This is a genomic window from Streptoalloteichus tenebrarius (assembly GCF_024171885.1).
Classification (GTDB): Bacteria; Actinomycetota; Actinomycetes; order Mycobacteriales; family Pseudonocardiaceae; genus Streptoalloteichus; species Streptoalloteichus tenebrarius.
This window is the reverse complement of the sequence record NZ_JAMTCP010000057.1, coordinates 17,605-36,855: the sequence shown is the minus strand read 5'-3', so window position 1 is coordinate 36,855 and position 19,251 is coordinate 17,605. Positions and strand designations below refer to the sequence as shown.

The 19,251-nt window shown below is 72.9% G+C and carries 19 protein-coding genes and 1 tRNA gene; 10 read left to right on the top strand and 10 right to left on the bottom strand.

The genetic code is table 11. From position 1 onward, the window contains the following. The 7 genes from LX15_RS29445 to pknB form a co-directional block, all read left to right on the top strand. Positions 1-440 (top strand): FHA domain-containing protein (locus LX15_RS29445; RefSeq protein ID WP_253674114.1); only part of this gene is annotated, 440 nt, incomplete at its 5' end. A 38-nt stretch (positions 441-478) separates the two neighbouring features. Next, positions 479-940: an FHA domain-containing protein FhaB/FipA gene (locus tag LX15_RS29440; RefSeq protein ID WP_253674112.1), complete on the top strand. Its 462-nt coding sequence runs from the start codon at positions 479-481 to the stop codon at positions 938-940. Further along, a complete protein-coding gene (locus LX15_RS29435) occupies positions 937-2,361 on the top strand; it encodes a PP2C family protein-serine/threonine phosphatase (protein ID WP_253674110.1) in 1,425 nt (474 codons plus the stop codon). The genes LX15_RS29440 and LX15_RS29435 overlap by 4 nt, the downstream gene beginning before the upstream one ends. Beyond that, complete coding sequence (locus tag LX15_RS29430) at positions 2,361-3,818, top strand: FtsW/RodA/SpoVE family cell cycle protein (protein ID WP_253674108.1); 1,458 nt, start codon at positions 2,361-2,363, stop codon at positions 3,816-3,818. The genes LX15_RS29435 and LX15_RS29430 overlap by 1 nt, the downstream gene beginning before the upstream one ends. Beyond that, positions 3,815-5,284 carry a peptidoglycan D,D-transpeptidase FtsI family protein gene (locus tag LX15_RS29425; RefSeq protein WP_253674106.1) on the top strand — a complete coding sequence of 490 codons (1,470 nt, stop codon included), beginning with the start codon at positions 3,815-3,817 and terminating at the stop codon, positions 5,282-5,284. The genes LX15_RS29430 and LX15_RS29425 overlap by 4 nt, the downstream gene beginning before the upstream one ends. A 103-nt stretch (positions 5,285-5,387) precedes the next feature. Next, complete coding sequence (locus tag LX15_RS29420) at positions 5,388-6,806, top strand: serine/threonine-protein kinase (RefSeq protein ID WP_253674104.1); 1,419 nt, start codon at positions 5,388-5,390, stop codon at positions 6,804-6,806. Between the two features lie 67 nt (positions 6,807-6,873). Beyond that, positions 6,874-8,859, top strand: coding sequence for a Stk1 family PASTA domain-containing Ser/Thr kinase (pknB, locus tag LX15_RS29415; RefSeq protein ID WP_253674102.1), 1,986 nt, complete (start codon positions 6,874-6,876; stop codon positions 8,857-8,859). A 438-nt stretch (positions 8,860-9,297) separates the two neighbouring features. Here the strand turns inward: pknB and LX15_RS29410 are convergent, their stop codons facing one another. The 4 genes from LX15_RS29410 to LX15_RS29395 all read right to left on the bottom strand — a co-directional run bounded on the left by LX15_RS29410 (position 9,298) and on the right by LX15_RS29395 (position 12,921). Next, positions 9,298-9,939: an aminodeoxychorismate/anthranilate synthase component II gene (locus LX15_RS29410; RefSeq protein WP_253674099.1), complete on the bottom strand. Its 642-nt coding sequence runs from the start codon at positions 9,937-9,939 to the stop codon at positions 9,298-9,300. A 43-nt stretch (positions 9,940-9,982) separates the two neighbouring features. Beyond that, a complete protein-coding gene (locus LX15_RS29405) occupies positions 9,983-10,141 on the bottom strand; it encodes a hypothetical protein (protein ID WP_253674091.1) in 159 nt (52 codons plus the stop codon). A gap of 3 nt (positions 10,142-10,144) precedes the next feature. After that, positions 10,145-11,197 carry a class E sortase gene (locus tag LX15_RS29400; RefSeq protein ID WP_253674088.1) on the bottom strand — a complete coding sequence of 351 codons (1,053 nt, stop codon included), beginning with the start codon at positions 11,195-11,197 and terminating at the stop codon, positions 10,145-10,147. A 971-nt stretch (positions 11,198-12,168) separates the two neighbouring features. Beyond that, on the bottom strand, positions 12,169-12,921 hold the full coding sequence (locus tag LX15_RS29395; protein ID WP_253674080.1) for a DUF881 domain-containing protein: 753 nt from the start codon (positions 12,919-12,921) through the stop codon (positions 12,169-12,171). Positions 12,922-13,182: 261 nt separating this feature from the next. Between LX15_RS29395 and crgA the strand changes: the two genes are divergently transcribed. Continuing rightward, the gene (crgA, locus tag LX15_RS29390) at positions 13,183-13,449 is read left to right on the top strand and encodes a cell division protein CrgA (protein ID WP_253674078.1); all 267 of its coding nucleotides are present in this window, start codon (positions 13,183-13,185) and stop codon (positions 13,447-13,449) included. 687 nt (positions 13,450-14,136) lie between these two features. Here the strand turns inward: crgA and LX15_RS29385 are convergent. Then, positions 14,137-15,306, bottom strand: a complete 1,170-nt coding sequence (locus LX15_RS29385; protein WP_253674076.1) for a thiolase family protein — start codon at positions 15,304-15,306, stop codon at positions 14,137-14,139. Between the two features lie 88 nt (positions 15,307-15,394). Here LX15_RS29385 and LX15_RS29380 point away from each other — a divergent pair, with 88 nt between their 5' ends. Beyond that, complete coding sequence (locus LX15_RS29380; RefSeq protein WP_253674074.1) at positions 15,395-15,820, top strand: PH domain-containing protein; 426 nt, start codon at positions 15,395-15,397, stop codon at positions 15,818-15,820. Between the two features lie 73 nt (positions 15,821-15,893). On the opposite strand, the gene LX15_RS29375 is transcribed toward LX15_RS29380, so the two are convergent. Both LX15_RS29375 and LX15_RS29370 read right to left on the bottom strand, forming a co-directional pair. Next, entirely contained in the window at positions 15,894-16,823 is a 930-nt protein-coding gene (locus LX15_RS29375; RefSeq protein WP_253674072.1) for a rhomboid family intramembrane serine protease, read from the bottom strand. A gap of 9 nt (positions 16,824-16,832) precedes the next feature. Continuing rightward, complete coding sequence (locus LX15_RS29370) at positions 16,833-17,387, bottom strand: peptidylprolyl isomerase (protein ID WP_253674070.1); 555 nt, start codon at positions 17,385-17,387, stop codon at positions 16,833-16,835. Positions 17,388-17,536: 149 nt separating this feature from the next. On the opposite strand from LX15_RS29370, the gene LX15_RS29365 reads away from it, so the two are divergent. After that, positions 17,537-18,106 carry a hypothetical protein gene (locus LX15_RS29365; RefSeq protein ID WP_253674068.1) on the top strand — a complete coding sequence of 190 codons (570 nt, stop codon included), beginning with the start codon at positions 17,537-17,539 and terminating at the stop codon, positions 18,104-18,106. Between the two features lie 145 nt (positions 18,107-18,251). On the opposite strand, the gene LX15_RS29360 is transcribed toward LX15_RS29365, so the two are convergent. The 3 genes from LX15_RS29360 to LX15_RS29350 all read right to left on the bottom strand — a co-directional run bounded on the left by LX15_RS29360 (position 18,252) and on the right by LX15_RS29350 (position 19,190). Beyond that, positions 18,252-18,812, bottom strand: coding sequence for a DUF2020 domain-containing protein (locus LX15_RS29360; protein WP_253674066.1), 561 nt, complete (start codon positions 18,810-18,812; stop codon positions 18,252-18,254). 148 nt (positions 18,813-18,960) lie between these two features. After that, positions 18,961-19,036, bottom strand: a tRNA-Ala gene (locus LX15_RS29355). 31 nt (positions 19,037-19,067) lie between these two features. Continuing rightward, positions 19,068-19,190, bottom strand: coding sequence for a DLW-39 family protein (locus LX15_RS29350; RefSeq protein WP_253674064.1), 123 nt, complete (start codon positions 19,188-19,190; stop codon positions 19,068-19,070). Positions 19,191-19,251: the final 61 nt, after the last annotated feature.

Here is a 19,251-nt window from a genome sequence, read left to right as displayed (position 1 = left end):
AGCAGCCGGCCTACGGCCAGCCCGGCTACGACCAGGGGTACGGCGCGCAGCCCGGCTACGACCAGGGCTACGGCGCCCCCCAGCCCGGTGGCTACCCCGACCCGGCGGCCGGCGGCTACGCCCCGCCCGCCGTGCAGGGCGGCCCGCGCCAGCTCACCGGCATCCTGCAACTCGACGACGGCTCGAACCGGACCTACCAGTTGCAGCAGGGCAGCAACGTGGTCGGCCGTGGCCAGGACGCCCACTTCCGGCTCCCCGACACCGGGGTCTCCCGTCGCCACCTGGAGATCACCTGGGACGGGCAGAGCGCCATGCTCGCGGATCTCGGTTCGACGAACGGCACCACCGTGAACGGCCAGCCCATGCAGACTTGGCAGCTCAACGACGGTGACGTGATCCGCATCGGGCACTCGACCCTGGTCTACCGGACCCAGGGCTGAACCGGGCGATCGCCGGAAGACGGGAGCGGTCACGACAGGTGCCAGAGCTGGTGATGCAACTGACCAGAGCAGGGTTCCTCGCCCTGCTCTGGCTGTTCGTGCTGGCCGCGCTGCGCGTGGTCCGCTCCGACCTGTACGCGGCCTCCGGGCTGCGGGCGGCCGTGCCGGGCTTCCGGCGCGGCGGGGCCAAGCCGGCGCGGGGCAGCAGGGCGCCCCGACAACTCGTGGTCACCCACGGGGCGCTGGCCGGCACCCGGATCTCGCTGGAGGGCCGACCGATCATGATTGGACGCGCCGACGACTCCACGTTGGTGCTGGATGACGACTACGCGTCGACCCGACACGCGCGGTTGTCGATGCGGGGCACCGACTGGTACGTGGAGGACCTGGGCTCCACGAACGGCACCTATCTCGACCGGGCGAAGGTGACCGGCCCCACGCGGGTCCCGCTCGGAGTCCCGATCCGCATCGGCAAGACGGTGATCGAGCTGCGCTCATGACCCTCGTCCTCCGCTACGCAGCCCGCAGCGACCGGGGCCTGGTCCGCTCCAACAACCAGGACTCCGTGTACGCCGGCCCCCGCCTGCTCGCGCTCGCCGACGGCATGGGCGGCCACGCCGCCGGCGAGGTGGCGAGCAAGGTCGTCATCGCCGCCCTCGCCCCGCTCGACGACGACGAGCCGGGCGACGACCTGCTCGGAGAGCTGCGGGAGGCGGTGCACGCCGGCAACGGCGCGATCGCCGAGCTCGTCGCCAGCGACCCCGACCTGGAGGGCATGGGCACGACGCTCACGGCGGTGCTGTTCGCCGGCTCCCGGATCGGCCTGGTGCACGTGGGCGACTCGCGCGCGTACCTGTTGCGCGACGGCGTCTTCAGCCAGATCACCCACGACGACACGTTCGTCCAGTCGCTGATCGACGAGGGCCGGATCACCGCCGAGGAGGCCGCGACCCACCCGCAGCGCTCGTTGCTGCTGCGCGCCCTGACCGGCCACGAGGTTGAGCCCAGTCTGAACGTGCGGGAGGCCAGGGCCGGCGACCGGTACCTGCTGTGCTCCGACGGGCTGTCGGGCGTGGTCAGCTCGGAGACGCTGGCCGAGGCGCTGCGCATCCAGGACCCGCAGGCCTGCGCCGACCGGCTGATCGAGCTGGCGCTCAAGGGCGGCGGCCCCGACAACGTCACGGTGATCGTCGCCGACGTGGTCGACGTCGACTTCGGCGAGGACGCGCCGATCGTCGGTGGCGCCGCCGGCGACGGGAGCGACGACCCGCCGCCGCCGGACTCCCCCGCCTCGCGGGCGGCGATGACCACCGCGCCGCCCCGGCCGCAGCCGCAGCGGCCCGACCCGCTCGCGCCCCCGCCGCCGGACCCGATGGCGAAGCGGCGCCGCAGGACCAGGACGTTGCTCCTGCTGCTGGTGCTCCTGGTGCTGCTGGCCGGGCTCGGCGTCGGCGGCGGCGTCCTCGTCATGCAGCAGCACTACGTGGGCGCCACCCAGGACGGTAAGGTGGCGATCTTCAGGGGGGTCCGGGGCACGGTGCTCGGGATCCCGCTGCACCGTCAGGTGGAGGGCTCGTGCCCGCCCGACGCCCCGTCCTGCGAGGAGATCAAGGTCGACGACCTGGAGCAGGGCTGGCGGGGCGACGTGACCAACGGCATCGTCACCGACGGCGGACTGGACGGCGCCAGGGAGATGGTGCGGCGGGTGCGGATGAAGCTGCTCCCGCTGTGCCCGCCGGCCACCTCGGCCGGTGAGCCCACGACCTCGGCGTCGCCGACGCCGACGCCGACGCCGACCGGCACGTCGGGCGTGGCGCCCGCCGACCAGTCCGGCCAGCCGACCACCGCGTCGGCCACGGACACCGTCGGCGCGACCCCGCTGCCCACGACCACGCCGGTGCCGAAGAAGGACTGCCGCTGATGGGGCAACCGACGTCCGACGGGGCCGCCCCCTCCAGCGCCACCTCCACCAACCCCGGCCTGTCCGTCCCGACGCGCCGGGGCACCGAGCTGCTCCTGCTCGCGTTCGCGGCGTTCCTGGTCACGTTGGCCAACGTCCTGGTGGAGGCCAACCAGTCGGGCGAGCTGACGCGGGAGCTGATCTACTACGGCGCGGCGTACCTGGCGTTGTTCGGGGCGGCGCACGTGGCGGTCCGCCTGCTCGCGCCGTACGCGGACCCGCTGATCCTGCCCTGCGTGGCGCTGCTCAACGGCATCGGCCTGGTGATGATCCACCGGATCGACCTGGGGCAGGCCGACCGGGCGATCCAGCTCGGCCAGGACATGCCCACCGACGCCGCGCCCCGCCAGATCCTGTGGACGGCCATCGCGCTCGGCCTGTTCATCGCGGTGATGGTGCTGGTCAGGGACCACCGCATGCTCGCGAAGTACGGCTACACGGCCGGCCTGGTCGGCCTGGTCGCGCTCGCGCTGCCCGGTCTGCTGCCGGCCTCCCTGTCGGAGGCGAACGGCGCGAAGATCTGGCTGAAGCTGGGCATCTTCTCGATCCAGCCCGGCGAGTTCGCCAAGATCCTGCTCCTCGTCTTCTTCGCGGCCTTCCTGGTCGCCAAGCGGGACCTGTTCACGCACGCCGGCCGGCGCGTGCTCGGCGTCGACCTGCCCAGGGCCAGGGACATGGCCCCGCTGTTCGCGGCGTGGGGCCTGTCGGTGGGCGTGCTCGTGCTGGAGAAGGACCTGGGCACGTCCCTGCTGTTCTTCGGCATCGTGCTGGTGATGCTCTACATCGCCACCGAACGGGCGATCTGGCTCGTGATCGGGCTGACCTGCTTCGCGGTCGGCTGCGTGGTGGCCTACCACCTGTTCACCCACGTGCAGACCCGGGTGACCATCTGGCTCGACCCGTTCGTCGACTTCTACGGCAAGGGCAACCAGCTCATCCTCGCCCTGTTCGGCATGGGCACCGGCGGGGTGTTCGGCGCGGGGCTCGGCGCGGGTCGGCCGGAGCTGGTGCCCTTCGCCAACAGCGACTTCATCATCTCCTCGATCGCCGAGGAGGTCGGGTTCGTCGGCCTCGCCGCGGTGCTGATGCTCTACGTGCTGCTGTCCATGCGCGGGTTCCGCAGCGCGCTGGCCGTGCGGGACAGCTTCGGCAAGCTGCTCGGCGGCGGCCTGGCGTTCGCGGTCGGCTTCCAGGTGTTCGTCGTCGTGGGCGGCGTCACCAAGCTGATCCCGCTGACCGGTCTGACCGCGCCGTTCCTCTCCCAGGGTGGTTCCTCGCTCGTGGCCAACTACGCGCTGGTCGCGTTGCTCCTGCGGATCTCCGACGCCGCCCGCCGGCCGTCGACGCTGCCCAAGCCCCGTCCCCAGCAGGCGCCCATCGCCGAGGCGCACACGGTTCTCGTGGAGCGGCCGAAGTGAACACGCCCCTTCGTCGTGTGGCCATGTCCGTCATGGTCATGGTGCTCCTGCTCCTGGCCAACGCCACCTACGTGCAGGTGTTCAAGGCCGACGAGTACCGCAAGGACCCGAGGAACCAGCGGGTGCTGCTGGAGGAGTACTCCCGGCAGCGCGGCAAGATCCTCGCGGGCGGGCAGGCGGTCGCCGACATCAAGGAGACCAACGACCGGCTGAAGTTCCTCCGCACCTATCCCGCCGGGGAGATGTACGCCCCGATCACCGGGTACTTCTCGCCGTCGTACGGCTCGGTGGGCATGGAGTTCGCCCAGGACTCGGTGCTCAACGGCTCGGACGACCGGTTGTTCGTGCGCCGGCTGTCCGACCTGATCACCGGCAGGGACCCCCGGGGCGGCAACGTCGAGCTGACGGTGGACCCGAAGGTGCAGCAGGCCGCCTACGAGGGCCTCCACAAGAAGGGGTTCACCGGCGCCGTGGTGGCGATGGACCCGAAGACCGGGGCGATCCTCGGGATGGCCAGCACGCCGTCCTACGACCCGAACCGGCTCGCCACGCACGACAGTGACGAGCAGGCGAAGGCGTGGAAGGAGCTGAACGCCGACGGCGGTCGGGCGATGAAGAACCGGGCGCTCAAGGAGATCTACCCGCCGGGCTCGACGTTCAAGCTGGTCGTCACGGCGGCCGCGCTCCAGAACGGCTACAACAAGGACAGCCAGCTCACGGCGGCCCCGGACATCACGCTGCCGGGCACCCAGACGACGCTGGAGAACTACAACCACACCAACTGCGGGTCCGGCTCGACCGCGTCGCTGGAGACCGCGCTGGCGCTGTCGTGCAACACCGCGTTCGCCGAGCTGGCCGGGGCCGTGGGCGAGCAGAAGCTGCGGCAGCAGGCCGAGCGGTTCGGCATCGGCACCGGGGAGCAGCAGATCCCGCTCGGTGTGGAGGCGTCCAGGCTCGGCGACATCCCGGACAAGGCCGCGCTGTACCAGACCGGCCTCGGGCAGCGGGACGTCAGGGTGACCCCGTTGCAGAACGCGGTGCTCGCCGCGACCATCGCCAACGGCGGCGCCCGCATGCAGCCCTACCTGGTCAAGTCGATCACCTCGGCCGACCTGCACGAGCTGGACGCCACCAAGCCGAAGAAGGTCGAGCAGGCGGTGCCCAGCTCGGTCGCCAGCACGGTGCGCGACATGATGATCAAGTCGGAGCGCAACACCGGCGGCGAGGGGCAGATCAGCGGCGTCACCATCGCGTCCAAGACCGGCACCGCCGAGCACGGGACCGACCCGAGGAACACCAACCCGCACGCCTGGTACGTGGCGTTCGCCCCCGCCGAGAACCCGAAGGTCGCCGTCGCCGTGATCGTGGAGGACGGCGGCGACCGCGGTCTCGGCGCCACCGGCGGCAAGGTGGCCGCGCCGATCGGCAGGGCCGTGATCCGCGCGGCGCTCCAGGGGGGTGGGTGAGCGTGCCCCTCCCCGCGTCGCGTCCGCGCGCGCTCCCGCCCCGCGAACGGCCGGGGCAGCGCGCCCGGCGGTCGGCCACCCACCCGGTTCGGGGGGGTGGCTGATGCTCACCTCGGGGCAGTTGCTCGCCGACCGGTACCGGCTCGGCCGACGCATCGCCGTGGGCGGCATGGGCGAGGTCTGGGAGGCCGCGGACACCCGGCTGGACCGCAGGGTGGCGGTGAAGGTGCTCAAGCCGGAACTGTGCGGCAACGCCGAGTTCCTGCACCGGTTCCGCACCGAGGCCAAGACCACCGCCTCGCTCAACCACCCCGGCATCGCGGCCGTGCACGACTACGGCGAGACCGCGGCGGTGGCCGGGGGCCCCGAGGACACGGCCTACCTGGTGATGGAGCTGGTCGAGGGCGAGCCGTTGGCCGGCGTCCTCGCCAGGGAGGGCCGGATCAACGTCGACCGGACGCTGGACATCCTCGAACAGGCCGGGGTCGCCCTCCAGGCGGCGCACGAACGCGGCCTGGTGCACCGGGACGTGAAGCCGGGCAACATCCTGGTCACCCCGGACGGCCGGGTGAAGCTCACCGACTTCGGCATCGCCAAGGCGGCGCACGCCGCCCCGGTGACCCGGTCCGGGATGGTGATGGGCACCGCCCACTACATCGCGCCGGAACAGGCGCTGGGGCACGAGGCCGAACCCGCCAGCGACGTGTACTCGCTGGCGGTGGTCGGCTACGAGTGCCTGACCGGGCGCCGGCCGTTCCTGTCCGAGAACGCGGTGACCGTGGCGATGATGCACATCAGGGACGCCCCGCCGCCGCTCCCGCCCGACGTGCCGATCGGCGCGCGAGCGTTGATCGAGGCCACGCTGGTGAAGGACCCGCGTCAGCGGTACCGGTCCGGTGGCGAGTTCGCCGCGGCGGTGACGGCGGTGCGGGCCGGGCGGCCGTTGCCCCCGCCGTCCGGCGTCGCCGCGACCGGGCCCGGCCTGTCGCATTCCCCCGCCATGCCGGCCGCGGCGGTCCCCGTCGCACCGGCCGCCGCGCCCGGCGGGGTGGTTCCCGGCTATCCCGTTCCGGCGCCCGCCGCGGTGCGACGGCGCCGCCCCTGGCTGTGGGTGCTGGCGGCCCTGCTGGCCGTGGCGCTGCTCGCGTTGGGCGCGTGGGGCGTGCGGGAGGCGTTGGTCACCCCTGACGGGACGACCACGCCGAGGACCACCACCGGTGGGCCCAGGGGCACGAGTGCGAGGTTCCCACCCGGACAGGCGCCGGAGATCCCCGGCCAGAGTGGTGAGACCCACGTCGAGCACTCCCCCGTGACGATCAACAGCGAGGATTACCTGGGCCGGCCGGCGGCGGACGCCGCGAGCCGGCTGACCGAGGCGGGGCTGCGGCCCGAGATCCGCACGGAGGCGGGCCGACCGGCGTCGGACCCCCGCCGGTGCGCGGTGACCGGGGTGCTCCCGACCGGCGAGGTGCCGGCCGGGAGCGCGGTCGCCCTGCGGTGCAAACCGGACGAAGGACGCTGACGAGCGACGGCCGGGAACCAAGGCATGATGAGACATCCCCGTTGACGAGGAGACGGACGACGCAGCGATGACCACTCCGCGACTGCTCTCCAACCGCTACGAGCTGGGCGACACGCTCGGTTACGGCGGCATGTCGGAGGTCCACCGCGGCCGCGACGTTCGCCTCGGCCGTGACGTGGCGGTGAAGGTGCTGCGCGCCGACCTCGCCCGTGACCCCCAGTTCCAACTGCGGTTCCGCCGTGAGGCCCAGAACGCCGCGGCGTTGAACCACCCGGCGATCGTGGCCGTGTACGACACCGGCGAGACCGAGACCGACTACGGACCCCTCCCGTACATCGTGATGGAGTTCGTGGACGGCCGCACCCTGCGGGACATGATCAAGTCTGAGGGCCCGCTGCCGCCGCGCCGCGCCATGGAGATCATGGCCGACGTGTGCGCCGCGCTGGACTTCAGCCACCGGCACGGGATCGTGCACCGGGACGTCAAGCCGGCCAACATCATGATCACCCGCTCCGGCGCGGTGAAGGTGATGGACTTCGGCATCGCGCGCGCCGTGGCCGACGGCCAGGCGGCCGTGACGCAGACGGCCGCGGTGATCGGCACCGCCCAGTACCTGTCGCCGGAGCAGGCCAGGGGCGAGACGGTCGACGCCCGCTCCGACGTCTACGCCACCGGCTGCGTGCTGTTCGAGCTGCTCACCGGGGAGCCGCCGTTCACCGGCGACTCGCCGGTCGCCGTCGCCTACCAGCACGTGCGGGAGGACCCGAGGACCCCGTCCGAGGTCAACTCGCAGATCCCCACCGTGCTGGACGCGGTGGTGCTGAAGGCGATGAGCAAGAACCCTGCCAACCGGTACCAGTCGGCCGCGGAGATGCGCGCCGACCTGGTGCGGGTGTTGTCGGGGCAGCGCCCGTCGGCGCCGGCGGTGATGTCCGAGGAGGAGCGGACCACCCTGCTCGGCGGGGGCGGCGCGACCGAGGTCATGGGGGGTCGGCACCGACCCAACGCGCTGTCCGACGCGGACGCGGACCGGGCGGAGGAGCTGGCGGCACGGCGCCGCAAGACCACGATGGTCGCGCTCGTCACCGCGCTGTGCGTCGCCGTGTTGGCCATCGCCGCGTGGGTGACGACCTCGCTGCTCAACACCGACCCGCCGAAGCAGGAGAAGTTCGCGCTGCCCAGCGTGGTCAACATGGAGGCGACGCAGGCGCGCAACCAGCTCGCCAACAAGGGCTTCACCAACGTGCGGGAGAAGCCGGCCCCGTCGACCGCCGAGCAGCGGGGCATCGTGCTGAGCATGAACCCGCCGGCCGACACCCAGATCGGCAAGAACGACCCGATCGAGCTGACCGTCGGCGCCGGCCCGGAGCGGGTGAAGGTGCCCGACCTGAGCGGCAGGACCCCGGAGCAGGCGCGGCAGCTCCTGGCCGAGCAGGGGTTGCAGGCCGGCCTCGAGCCGGACCAGGAGGAGACCGACAACGCCGCGCTGGCCGGCAAGGTCATCAAGCAGAGCCCCGCGCCCGGCACCGACGTGGACAAGAACAGCCGGGTCACGTTCACCATCGGCAGGACGCCGGAGACCGTGCAGGTCCCGCAGTTGACCGACATGCCGCTGGAGAACGCCAGGACGATCCTGGACTCGCTCGGGTTGACGCTCCAGGTGCAGACCGTGAGCAGCGACAAGGACCAGGGCATGGTGGTCGGGCAGTCCCCGGCGAAGGGCACCAAGCTCAGGAAGGGCGGCAGCGTCCAGCTCCAGGTGTCCGACGGCAGCCAGAAGAACAAGATCCAGATGCCCAAGCTGGACGGGATGACCCTCGACCAGGCCAAGCGGGAGCTCCAGCGCGCGGGCTGGAACGGCACGCTGGAGCCGACGGAGTCGCCGACCGACAAGCCCAGCGAGGACGGCAAGATCGTCAACCAGAGCCCGAACCCCGGCGACAAGATCGACGCGAACCAGCGGGTCCGGGTCGTGGTCGGCAAGTTCAAGCCGGGCGGCAACAACGGCGGGTCCCCGACGACGACCACGACGGCTGGTCTCTTCGGCCGGTAGCCCTCCGCCTCCATCGCCACGAGCGGCGGCCCCTTCCGGGGACCGCCGCTCGTGTCGTTTCGCCTCTGTCCAGGACTACCGGCTGCCGCACCTCAGACGACACCGTGCGCGAAGCAGACGCGGACTACCCCGTCTCGACCGAGAAACGCCGGCACCCTGGCGACTCGCCTCATCGGTCGGCGCCCGCACAGAAGGGGCGCTGACCAGGCCATACGCGTCACCACAACGTCGGCGGCGCCCCGGCCCGCCTTCCCTCTCCCAGGAGACAGCCCCCACCCGCCCTGGGGGGCGAGCCCCGCTCCAGCCTATCCGCCCACCACACAGCGTCCAAGAGCATCACGCTCCGCTGTGGATAACTTCGGGGGATGTGGATAACTCAGGAAGCCGCGGAGCGGCAGACAGCCCCGAGGAGGAGAATCCCCGGGAAGGAACCTTCCGTCAGGGGCGAGCGGCCGCCGCGAGCTGCCGCATCCCCGCCTCCAGATCGGCGACGCGCCCCTCGGGCACAGCGTGCCCGCACGTGGCCATCCAGTTCGCCAGCATGCGGTGACCGCCCTCGGTGAGCACCGACTCCGGGTGGAACTGCACGCCCTCGACCGGCAGCTCGCGGTGCCGCATCGCCATCACCACACCCGACTCGGTGCGGCCCGTGACCTCCAACTCGTCCGGGATGGTCTCGGCCCGCACCGCGAGCGAGTGGTACCGCGTCGCCGTGAACGGGTCGGGCAGTCCCGCGAGCACGCCCGCCCCCGAGTGGCGCACCAGGCTCGTCTTGCCGTGGAGCAGTTCGGGCGCGCGCTCCACCGTCGCGCCCCACACCGCCCCGATCGCCTGGTGCCCGAGGCACACGCCGAGCACGGGGAGGCGGCGGTCGGCGCAGCGTCGGATGACGTCCATGCTCGCCCCCGCCCGCTCCGGCGTGCCGGGGCCCGGGCTGATCAGGACTCCGTCGACGTCGTCCAGCTCGCCCGTCCCGACCGCGTCGTTGCGCCGGACCACGGGCTCGGCGCCGAGCTGCGCCAGGTACTGGACGAGGTTGTAGACGAAGCTGTCGTAGTTGTCGACGACGAGCACGCGCACCCGGCCAGCTTACGGACGCCGCCCCCGCCGGTCACCACCCGTTTCAGCCCGTGGTCGTCACCTGGTTGAACGGCAGCAGCGGCTCGATCCACGGGAACACCACGAACAGCAGCAACGCGACGACCGCGAGGACGAGCACCAGGGCCTGGACGACCTTGAGCGGCAGTGAGCCCGGCAGCTTCCGCCAGATCCAGCCGTACACGGGTCAGCCCTCCTTCAGTTCGGGTGGGAGCTGGCCGGGCTTGCCCTGGTCCTTCTTCCACTCCTTGACCAGTCGGCCGTGCACGATCAGCCGCTGTTTCGCCGAGAACCGGGGGTGGCAGGTGGTCAGGGTGATCAGCGGGATCTGCTGCGCCTTCGGCACCGAGGCGCTCGGGTTGTTCGGGACCGCGGCGATCACCTCTCCCCGGTCGGGGGTGACGATCTCCTGGCCGGGGACCCTGGCGTACGGCCCGCCGTCCTGCTCCTTGGTCCGCAGCGGGGCGACCTGGTCGCAGCGCGGCTGGTTGCCCTTGCTGTCGGCGTTCTTGGTCCAGTTCTCGACCTCGCCGCCCAGCGGCAGGACCCGGTACACGTACCACGCGGAGGACGTCTCGACCACGAGGGCGTCGCACGACTCGAGCTGGTCGAGGTCGTTGAACGGTGCCCCCTTGCCGACCCGGTGCCCGGCCACGGCGAAGTTGCCCGGCTGCCCCGGCAGGGCGGTGCCCTTGTAGTGGCCCGGTCCGCTCTCCAGGATCTGGTCGGTCGTGCCCTCGAGGATCGTGTACGCGTAGTCGGGGCCGAACTTGGGGATGTAGATCTTGGCGAAGCCCTGTCCCTCGGCGAGGTTGTAGTGCTCGCCCCGCTCCCCGCCCTCCAGCAGCGGGTCCTGGCCGGACCGCCAGCGCTCGTCCAGCGCGTTCGTCGCGTCGTGCTGCTTGCCCGCCGACAACCAGTCGGTCACGTAGACCTCGTAGACGACGAACAGCAGCACCACGAGCCCGGCGGTGATCATGAGTTCGCCGACGGTCCTGATCGACGTGCGGATCCGGTCGGCCCTGGTGGGCGTCGGGGTCTCCCCCGCGTCCCCTGCCTCGTCCCCGTCGTCCTCCGCCCCCTCGGCGAGGGCCTCGGGCTCCGCGGCCGGCTCCTCCGGCTCATCCACCACCCGGGGCAGGACGTCGGTGGGCTCGGTGTCGGGGCCGGCGACCTTCGGCAGGACGTCGGTCTCGGCCTCGGCCGGCTCCTGCCGGCGGCGGGGGGCTGGTCGGGGCACGGCCTTCGCCGGCCCGGTCGCCGGCGACGCCGGCGGTACGGAGGGCGCCGGAGGCACCGGGGGGGCCGCGGCCAGGGCGGCCGGGGGCACCGCGGCTGGAGGCACCGTGGTCCTCGGCGGCGCGGGAGGCCCGTCGACCGGAGCCTCCGGAACGGGCCGACGGCGAGGCGTGACGAGGTCTTCGGCGGGCTCCGGGGTTCCCGGAACCGGCGGTACCGAAGGAACCGGCGATACCGAAGGAACCGGCGATACCGAAGGAACGGGTGGGACCGCTGGGACCTGCCGAGCCTTCGCGGCCCGGGACCTGCGCGGATGGTCCTCCGTCGCCACCGGGTCCTGGACGGGCGCGGGTGGGCGCCGCACCGGACCTGCCGCGGGCACGGCCCGCCGGGGACGCGCCGGTGGGGTGGCGCCCAGCGCGGGCGCGAGATCCGTGGCGTCCGGGTCGGGCGACGCGGGGACCTCGACCGGTGACGGAGGCGCGGGCATCCGCCGCGCCGGAGGCGGCGCGACAGCCGGCTCCTCCTCGGGCGCGACCGGCGAGAACCGCGAGGTCGGGGTCCGCCGCGGAACGGGCTTCGCGGTGGGAGTGGGTCGGGTGCCCCGCCCCGACGAGCCGGGCTGGGCCGGCGTCGCGGCCCCGGCTCCGCCAGCGGCCCTGGCGCCCGGGTCGAACCAGTCACCGCCCCGGGCGGGCTCGGCAGGGGGCCTGGAGTGGCGACCGGTCGCGGTCGGTCCGGTCGTCGGCCCGGGCCCCGGCACGGCGTGGCGGCCCGTGCCCCCGTCGGCCGACGGAGGCGTGGGGGGCACCGGAGGCACCGCGTACCGACCGGTACGGGTGGAGCGCGGGGGCGGTGTCGTGGCCGGATCACCGGGCTCCGGCGCGCGGCGCCGGCCTCCCGATCTCCGTTCCTGCGCCGACCTGGGGGGCAGGTCCCGAGGAAGCGGGCGCTGCTCCCCGTGGTCCTGCGTCACCGGGGCACCTCCTGGGCGTCGTCGAGCCTCAGCGATCCGGTGTAGCCGGGGACCCGGAGGTCGTCCACCCGCTCCACGCGGTAGCCGAGGCCGAAGGTCTGCACGTACTGCCGGAAGACGCGCACGCCGGGCTCGGCGTCGAGGGACGCGGTCATCCGGTCGGGATCGCCGATCGCGTTGATCACGTAGGGCGGAGAGTAGGTCCGGCCGTGCAACAGCAGCGTGTTGCCCACGCAGCGGGGCGCCGACGTGCTGGTCAGGCGCTGGTCGGCCACGGAGATCGCCTCCGCTCCGCCGCCCCACAGGGCGTTGAGCACGCTCTGGAGGTCCTGCTGGTGCACGACGAGGTCGTTGGGCTTGGCTCCGGAGGGGTAGCGGCCGTCCGGGCCGCGGGGAGCGTCGGTGAGGGTGACGCGCAGGCCGGCGCCGTGCAGCGGGGTCAGCCCGACGACCGGGCTGAGGTCGTCGGCCCGCCGGCGGGCCTCGGCGACCCGCTGGTCGGCGCCGCTGGCCGCCTCCTCCTCGCCGATCTGGGCGCGGAGCTCCCCCAGGCGCTGCTCGGCGGCACCCACCCTGGCGTCGGCGTCCCTGACCAACCCGGACAGCTCGGTGGTGCGGCCGCCCCGCAGGTCGTAGCCGGCGGCGGCGTTGTGGCTCACCGCGAACAGCAGTCCGGCGAGCAGGCACACGGCCGGGGCGGCGATCCGCCAGCCGCTCCGATCACCCCGGGGCGGGCTGGGCCGGCGCACGCGGGCTCCTCTCCTGATTCGAGGTGCTCAGGTCTTCTCGCGGGGACGGGTTCCGCGTCCGGACGTCGGGGTCCGGCGGCGGACGGGTCTCCCACCGGTGGGGCACTCCGTCGGTCGGGGGACGCGAGCGGTTCGCTCCCCTCCCCAGTTACGTTAACGTGTCACGCGGGCGGGAGTGTCGTGCCAACCGGACCACACCGGTCGGCGCGACGCTCGGCGTCCGAAGAACAGAGCGTCCGCCCGACGTGAGGCGAGGACAGCATGCCGAAGTCCAAGGTCCGGAAGAAGACCGTCTACACCCCGCCGCCGGACCGGCGCACGCCGGTCCGCGCCAAGGCGATCGGCCCGTCGCACCCGGTCTACGTGACGGTGATGCTCGGCCTGATGCTGGTGGGGCTGGCCTGGCTGGTCGTCTACTACCTGGCCAGCGACCAGATCGGCTTCATGGCGGACCTCGGGGCGTGGAACTTCGCGGTCGGTTTCGCGCTCATGATCACGGGTCTGCTCATGACCATGCGGTGGCGTTGATCCCACGCGGGCGCGGGGCGGCGGCCCCGACTGCTTGCCCGCTGTCATCACGGCCCGGACGTGTCGCACGTCCGGGCCGTCTCTTCGTGGTGATCCGTTCAGCGGATCGTGCTCGAACCACATCGTTGTAACTCATCCCCACTGGGGATAACTCCTGTGGACAACTCGTCCCCAGGTGGTGCGCAATCCACAGGGAAGCCCCAGTTATCCACCGAGTTGTCCACAGGGCCTGTGGACAACTCCCGCCGAGGGCCCCGCTGTCCGGGCTTCCCCGGCCACACCTACCCCCCGTTCGGGTGACGAACAGCCGCATCCTGTGGAGCAGCGAAGATCACGCGTTTCCCACGCCGACGCCTACGAAGGTGCGACACCCGACCGGTGGCCCCAGGACCACCTTCTTGATCTCCCCCACCGTGGTCAGCCCCCACCCGCCCTGGGGGGCGAGCCCCGCTCCAGCCTATCCACCCATCACGGAGCGTCCAAGAGCATCACGCTCCGCTGTGGATAACGTCGGGGGATGTGGATAACCGCCAGCCCGCCCCCACGCCTCAAGGTGTCACTCCCCGCCGGGTACCGGCCAACACCAGAGACTGACCAGCACCCGGGAGGCGGGGAAACCACGCCCCGGACAGACGACACCGGGTCGTTCTCAGTGCCCGGACCGTCCCCTGATCGGGCAGGACGGCGTCACAGAAGCTCGAAGATCGTCGCGTTGGCCATGCCGCCGCCCTCGCACATGGTCTGGAGCCCGTAGCGGATGCCGTTGCGCCGCATGTGGTGCAGCAGCGTGGTGGTCAGCCGCGCCCCCGACGCCCCCAGCGGATGCCCCAGCGCGATCGCGCCGCCCAGCGGGTTGAGCCGCTCCGGGTCCGCCCCGGTCTCGGCGAGCCAGGCCAGGGGAACGGCCGCGAAGGCCTCGTTGACCTCGAACGCCCCGATGTCGCCGATCGTCAGTCCCGCGCGGCGGAGCACGGCGGCCGTCGCCGGGATCGGCGCGGTGAGCATGAGGACCGGGTCGTCCCCGACGACGGCGGTGGCCGCGACGCGCGCGATCGGCGTCAGCCCCAGCTCCCCGGCGCGGTCGGAGGTGGTGACGAGCAGCGCGGCCGCGCCGTCGGAGATCTGCGAGGAGTTGGCGGCGGTGACCACGCCGTCGGGCCGGAACGCGGGCCGGAGCCCGGCGAGGGTGTCGAGCGTCGAGTCGCGGCGCACCCCCTCGTCCCCGGTCACGGCGGAGCCGTCCGGCAACGGCACCGGCACGATCTCCTCGTCGAACGCGCCGCCGTCCTGCGCCGCCGCCGCCCTGGCGTGCGAGGCGAGGGAGAACTCGTCGAGGCGGGTTCGGTCCAGGCCCCACTTCTCGGCGATCAGCTCGGCGCCGAGCCCCTGGTTGAACGTGCCGCCGGTGCCGTCGAGGCGCTCCGCGTACCGGCCGAGGACCGAGGGGCCGAACGGCTCCCCGGGGCCCGTCGCGAAGTTGGACCCCATGGGGACCCGGGTCATCGACTCGACGCCGCCGGCCACGACGACGTCGGCCTGCCCGGAGATCACGGCGGCCGCGGCCTGGTGCAGGGCCTGCTGGGACGAGCCGCACTGGCGGTCGACGGTCACCGCGGGGACCGTCTCGGGCCAGCCGGCGGCCAACACCACCTGACGGCCGACGCAGAACGACTGTTCTCCGACCTGCGTCACGCATCCCCAGTGCACGTCGTCGACGACCGCCGGGTCGATGCCGGTCCGCTCGACGAGCGCCCGCAGCGCCACGGCGCCGAGGTCGACGGCGTGCACGTCCCGGAGCGCGCCCTTGCGGCGCCCGACCGGGGTGCGGACGGCTGCGCAGATCACCGCGTCCCGCATTTGTTACTCCTCGGTAGCCCGTTCTGGTCGCGATGTTACCCGCGGCCACGGCTGCGCCACAGGAGTGAGACACGAGATGCTGGGGCGCGTGACGACGCGAAGCTGGTCCCCGTCCGCCGGGCTGGTCGCCCTCGTGTGGGTGCTGCTCGCGGCCGCCGTGCTGTGGCTGGTGCTCACGGACGAGGCCGCCGCGCGGCTGATGGCCGGCGTCGCGGCCGTGGCGCTCGCGCTGTTGGCCGCGCAGGGGACCTTCGGGCGCCCCCGGTTGGCGGCGGACCCCGACGGGCTCACTGTCCGCTCGCTCTTCGGGAGCCGTCGCTACCCGTGGTCGAGCGTGGGTCGCGTCCGGGTCGTCCGCACCCGCCGGTTCGGCAGGGAGACGCCGGTGCTGGAGATCGACGTCGTGCGCGGCGAGCACGAGCACCTGCTCGTCCTCACCCGGCTGGACCTGGGCGGCGAACCGGACGACGTCGCCGACGAGCTCGTCGCGCTGCGGGGCGCGGAGAACGGTTGAACGACGAGGCCCCCGGCGGACGTCGCCACGGACGCCCGCCGGGGGCCTCGCGACCGAACGGCGTCAGCCGCCCTCAGTCGGTGTGGACGCAGTAGGGCTCGCCGTCCACCTCGAAGCACTCCATGCCGCCGAACGAGGCGTCCCTGAGCACGAAGACGACCGCGAGCGCCACCAGGAGTCCCACGAGCACGCCTGACTGCACCAGGCCGCGCCGGCGCGCCGGGGCGTAGACCATCCCCGCGCTCGCCACCGCGCCCACGACCAGGCCGCCGAGGTGGCCGAGTAGCGAGACGCCCGGCACCACGATGCTCAGGACCACGTTCAACCCGATCACCGTGAGCGCGGGGCGGGGGTCCAGCCGAAGCCGGATCACGGCGACGGCGATCCCGCCCATCAGGCCGAACACCGCCCCGGAGGCGCCGGCGACCGGCACCCGGGTGTCGCCGAACAGGAACACGGCTGCGGAGCCGCCGAGCAGCGACACCAGGTAGACGGCGAGGAACCGGAGCCGGCCGAGGATGATCTCCAGGTCCCGGCCCAGCACCCACAACGCGATCATGTTGAGGACCAGGTGGACGGGACCGATGTGCAGGAAGCCCGAGGTCACCACCCGCCACCACTGGTCGCCGGCGACGGCGGGCGGCCACAGGGCCCAGCGGGAGAACAGCGGCGACGCCGAGTTGTCCGCGATGCTGCCGGCCTGCACGGCGGTCCAGGCGAACACCACGACGTTGAGCAGGATGAGCACCGGCACGACGAGCGGCCGCTGGCGCACCTCGGCGCCCGCGACCGTGACCGCGCGGCGCACGTCCCGGCGCCCGTCGGCGACGCAGTCCACGCACTGGTAGCCGACGGACGCCTCACGCAGACATTCCGGGCAGGCCGGGCGGCCGCACCGGGTGCAGCGCAGCCCGGTCACCCGGTCCGGGTGACGTGGGCACACCTCCGCCGCCGGCGGGTGCTCGCCCGCCGGCGGGGTGGGTGGCCCGGGTGGGGTCGTCAAGGCCTCGGGTCAGCCCTCGGCGCGCTCGATCGTGACCTTCTCGATCACCACGTCGGTGACCGGGCGGTCGCCGGCGCCGGTGGGCGTGGTGGCGATGGTGTCGACGACCTTGCGGGAGGCCTCGTCGGCCACCTCTCCGAAGATCGTGTGCTTGAAGTTCAGCCAGTTGGTCGCCGCGACCGTGATGAAGAACTGCGAGCCGTTGGTGTTCGCGCCGGCGTTGGCCATCGCGAGCAGGTACGGCCGGTTGAACTGGAGGTCGGGGTGGAACTCGTCGGCGAACTTGTAGCCGGGGCCGCCGCGGCCGGTGCCCGTCGGGTCACCACCCTGGATCATGAAGCCGTCGATGACCCGGTGGAAGATCGACCCGTCGTAGAACGGACCCGAGGAGCCCTTCCTGGCGTTCGGCTCCGTGTACTCCCTGGTGCCCTCGGCCAGGCCCACGAAGTTGGCCACCGTCTTGGGCGCCTGGTTGGGGAACAGGTTCAGCCGAATGTCACCCAGCGTGGTGTGCAGGGTGGCGGTGACCTTCTTCCCCACCAACGATTCGTTGCTCTCTGCCACGTCGCCATCGTGCCATCCACGGCGGGATCCGCAGGATCGGGGCACGATGGAGACCTGATCGTCACGTGCCGAGGGGCGTCGACCACGCGTCCCGGGCCCCACAGGCGCCGCCGGGCGCCTACCCGGGAGCGCACCGAGGAGGCAAGACGATGAACGAGGTGGAGGCCATGACCCGCGCCGGAGAGCGGATGGGTCACGCCGTCGGGACCGGGCTGCACCGGGCCAGAATCGGCGCGGTGCACGCCGGCCAGCAGGGGTACCGCGCGTCACGGGAGATCGCGGCCAGGGCCGCGGCCGAGGCGCACCGCCGCCTGTCGGCGCACGGCGCGGCGCCGCGCCAGGTGCGGGACGGCGTGGCGGACCAGGCCGACCAGGTCCGGCGACGGCTGGAGAAGGCCCAGGACGAGCTGGCCCACCGGAGCCGGAGGGCCAGGAGGCGGATGGAGCGGCGGCGCAGGGACCTCGCCCGCCGCACGCGGGCGGCCCGTCGGGAGATCGCCGCGGCGGTGCGCCCCGACCGTCGTCGGCGGAGCCGGTGGCCGTGGGCGCTGGCCCTGCTGGCCGCGGTCCTGGGGATCGCGGTCGTCCTCACCCGCCGGCCGCAGGAGGTCCACCTCCAGGAGGAGCCGCTCGAGGACGAGCGGTCGGAGATGCCGGTGCCGCACAGCCGCGACGGCCAGAGCCGCGACGAGCACGTCCGGCCCTCGCCGGCCCCCTGACCACCGGGCGCGGAGGGAACCACGTGCCGAGGGCGACGGAGTCCCTCCGCGCCCGACAGGTTTCGTGGTTCCTCCCGCCACTGGCCGCCGCCGACGAGGGGGCGGGCCGACCAGGGCCAGGACACCGGGACGCTGGTGCCGGGGCCTAGAGGCCGAGCGTCTGGATGGTCCGCTCGGCGACGCGCTTCGCCTTGAAGGTCGTCGTCTGGTTCGAGTGGACCACCACGGCCTTGCCCTCCTTGGCCACGGCGAACACCGAGCCGTCCTGGGTGGGCATGCTGCCGCCCTTCCAGCCGCCGGCGAGTTCCGCCTTGGACGAGCTGTCGATCGGGGCCGCCTGGTCGACCAGGGTCCTCGCGGCCCTGGCGTCCCCGACGAAGACGCGCGCCCGGAGCTGTTCCTTGCCGTCGAGGCCGTAGAAGAAGCAGGCGGGGTTCGGCTGGTCGGCCGAGAGCCGGACCCTGCTGACCTTCTGGCCGTTGGCCTCGGCGACCCACGCGCGGTCCAGGTAGGGGCAGTCGCCGTCCTTCACGGGCTCGACGGAGGCCGGCGGCGCCGCCGTGGTCGTCGTCCCGGCGGCCGAGGAGGCGGCCCCGGCCGACGGCGACCCTCCCGCGGCGGGCGTCCCGCTGTCACAGGCCCCGAGCAGGGCGGTCGCGGCCAGCGCCGCGGCGGGAAGCAGGACACGGATCGCAGGACGGGCCATGCGGCGCGGATCCCCTCGTCGGTCAGCCCCGGTCACCGTGGGGGCACACGTCGGCTCCAGACACCGAAGGGCACCCCCGGCCACAGCCGGGAGTGCCCCTGGTCACGTTCTCGGGTGAGCACCCGCAACCCCGCGATGCAGGCGAGGGTGGTGGAGACGAGGGGAATCGAACCCCTAACCCCCGCCTTGCAAAGGCGGTGCTCTGCCAATTGAGCTACGTCCCCCGGTGAGCGGGAGCGCTCCGCTCGCGCCGGCTCAGCTCTCGGTCGGAGCGGTGGCCTCGCGCCACAGGTCAGCCTCGGCCTTGGCCGAGCGGTTGCGCCGAACCAGCAGCAGGACAACACCAGCCACAGCGGCAAGAGCGAGCAGCTTCTTCACGTCCGGTCGCCTCCTTAGCGGCGCGAGAGCCGGGAGAGTTCACCCACACGGAGCATGGGTA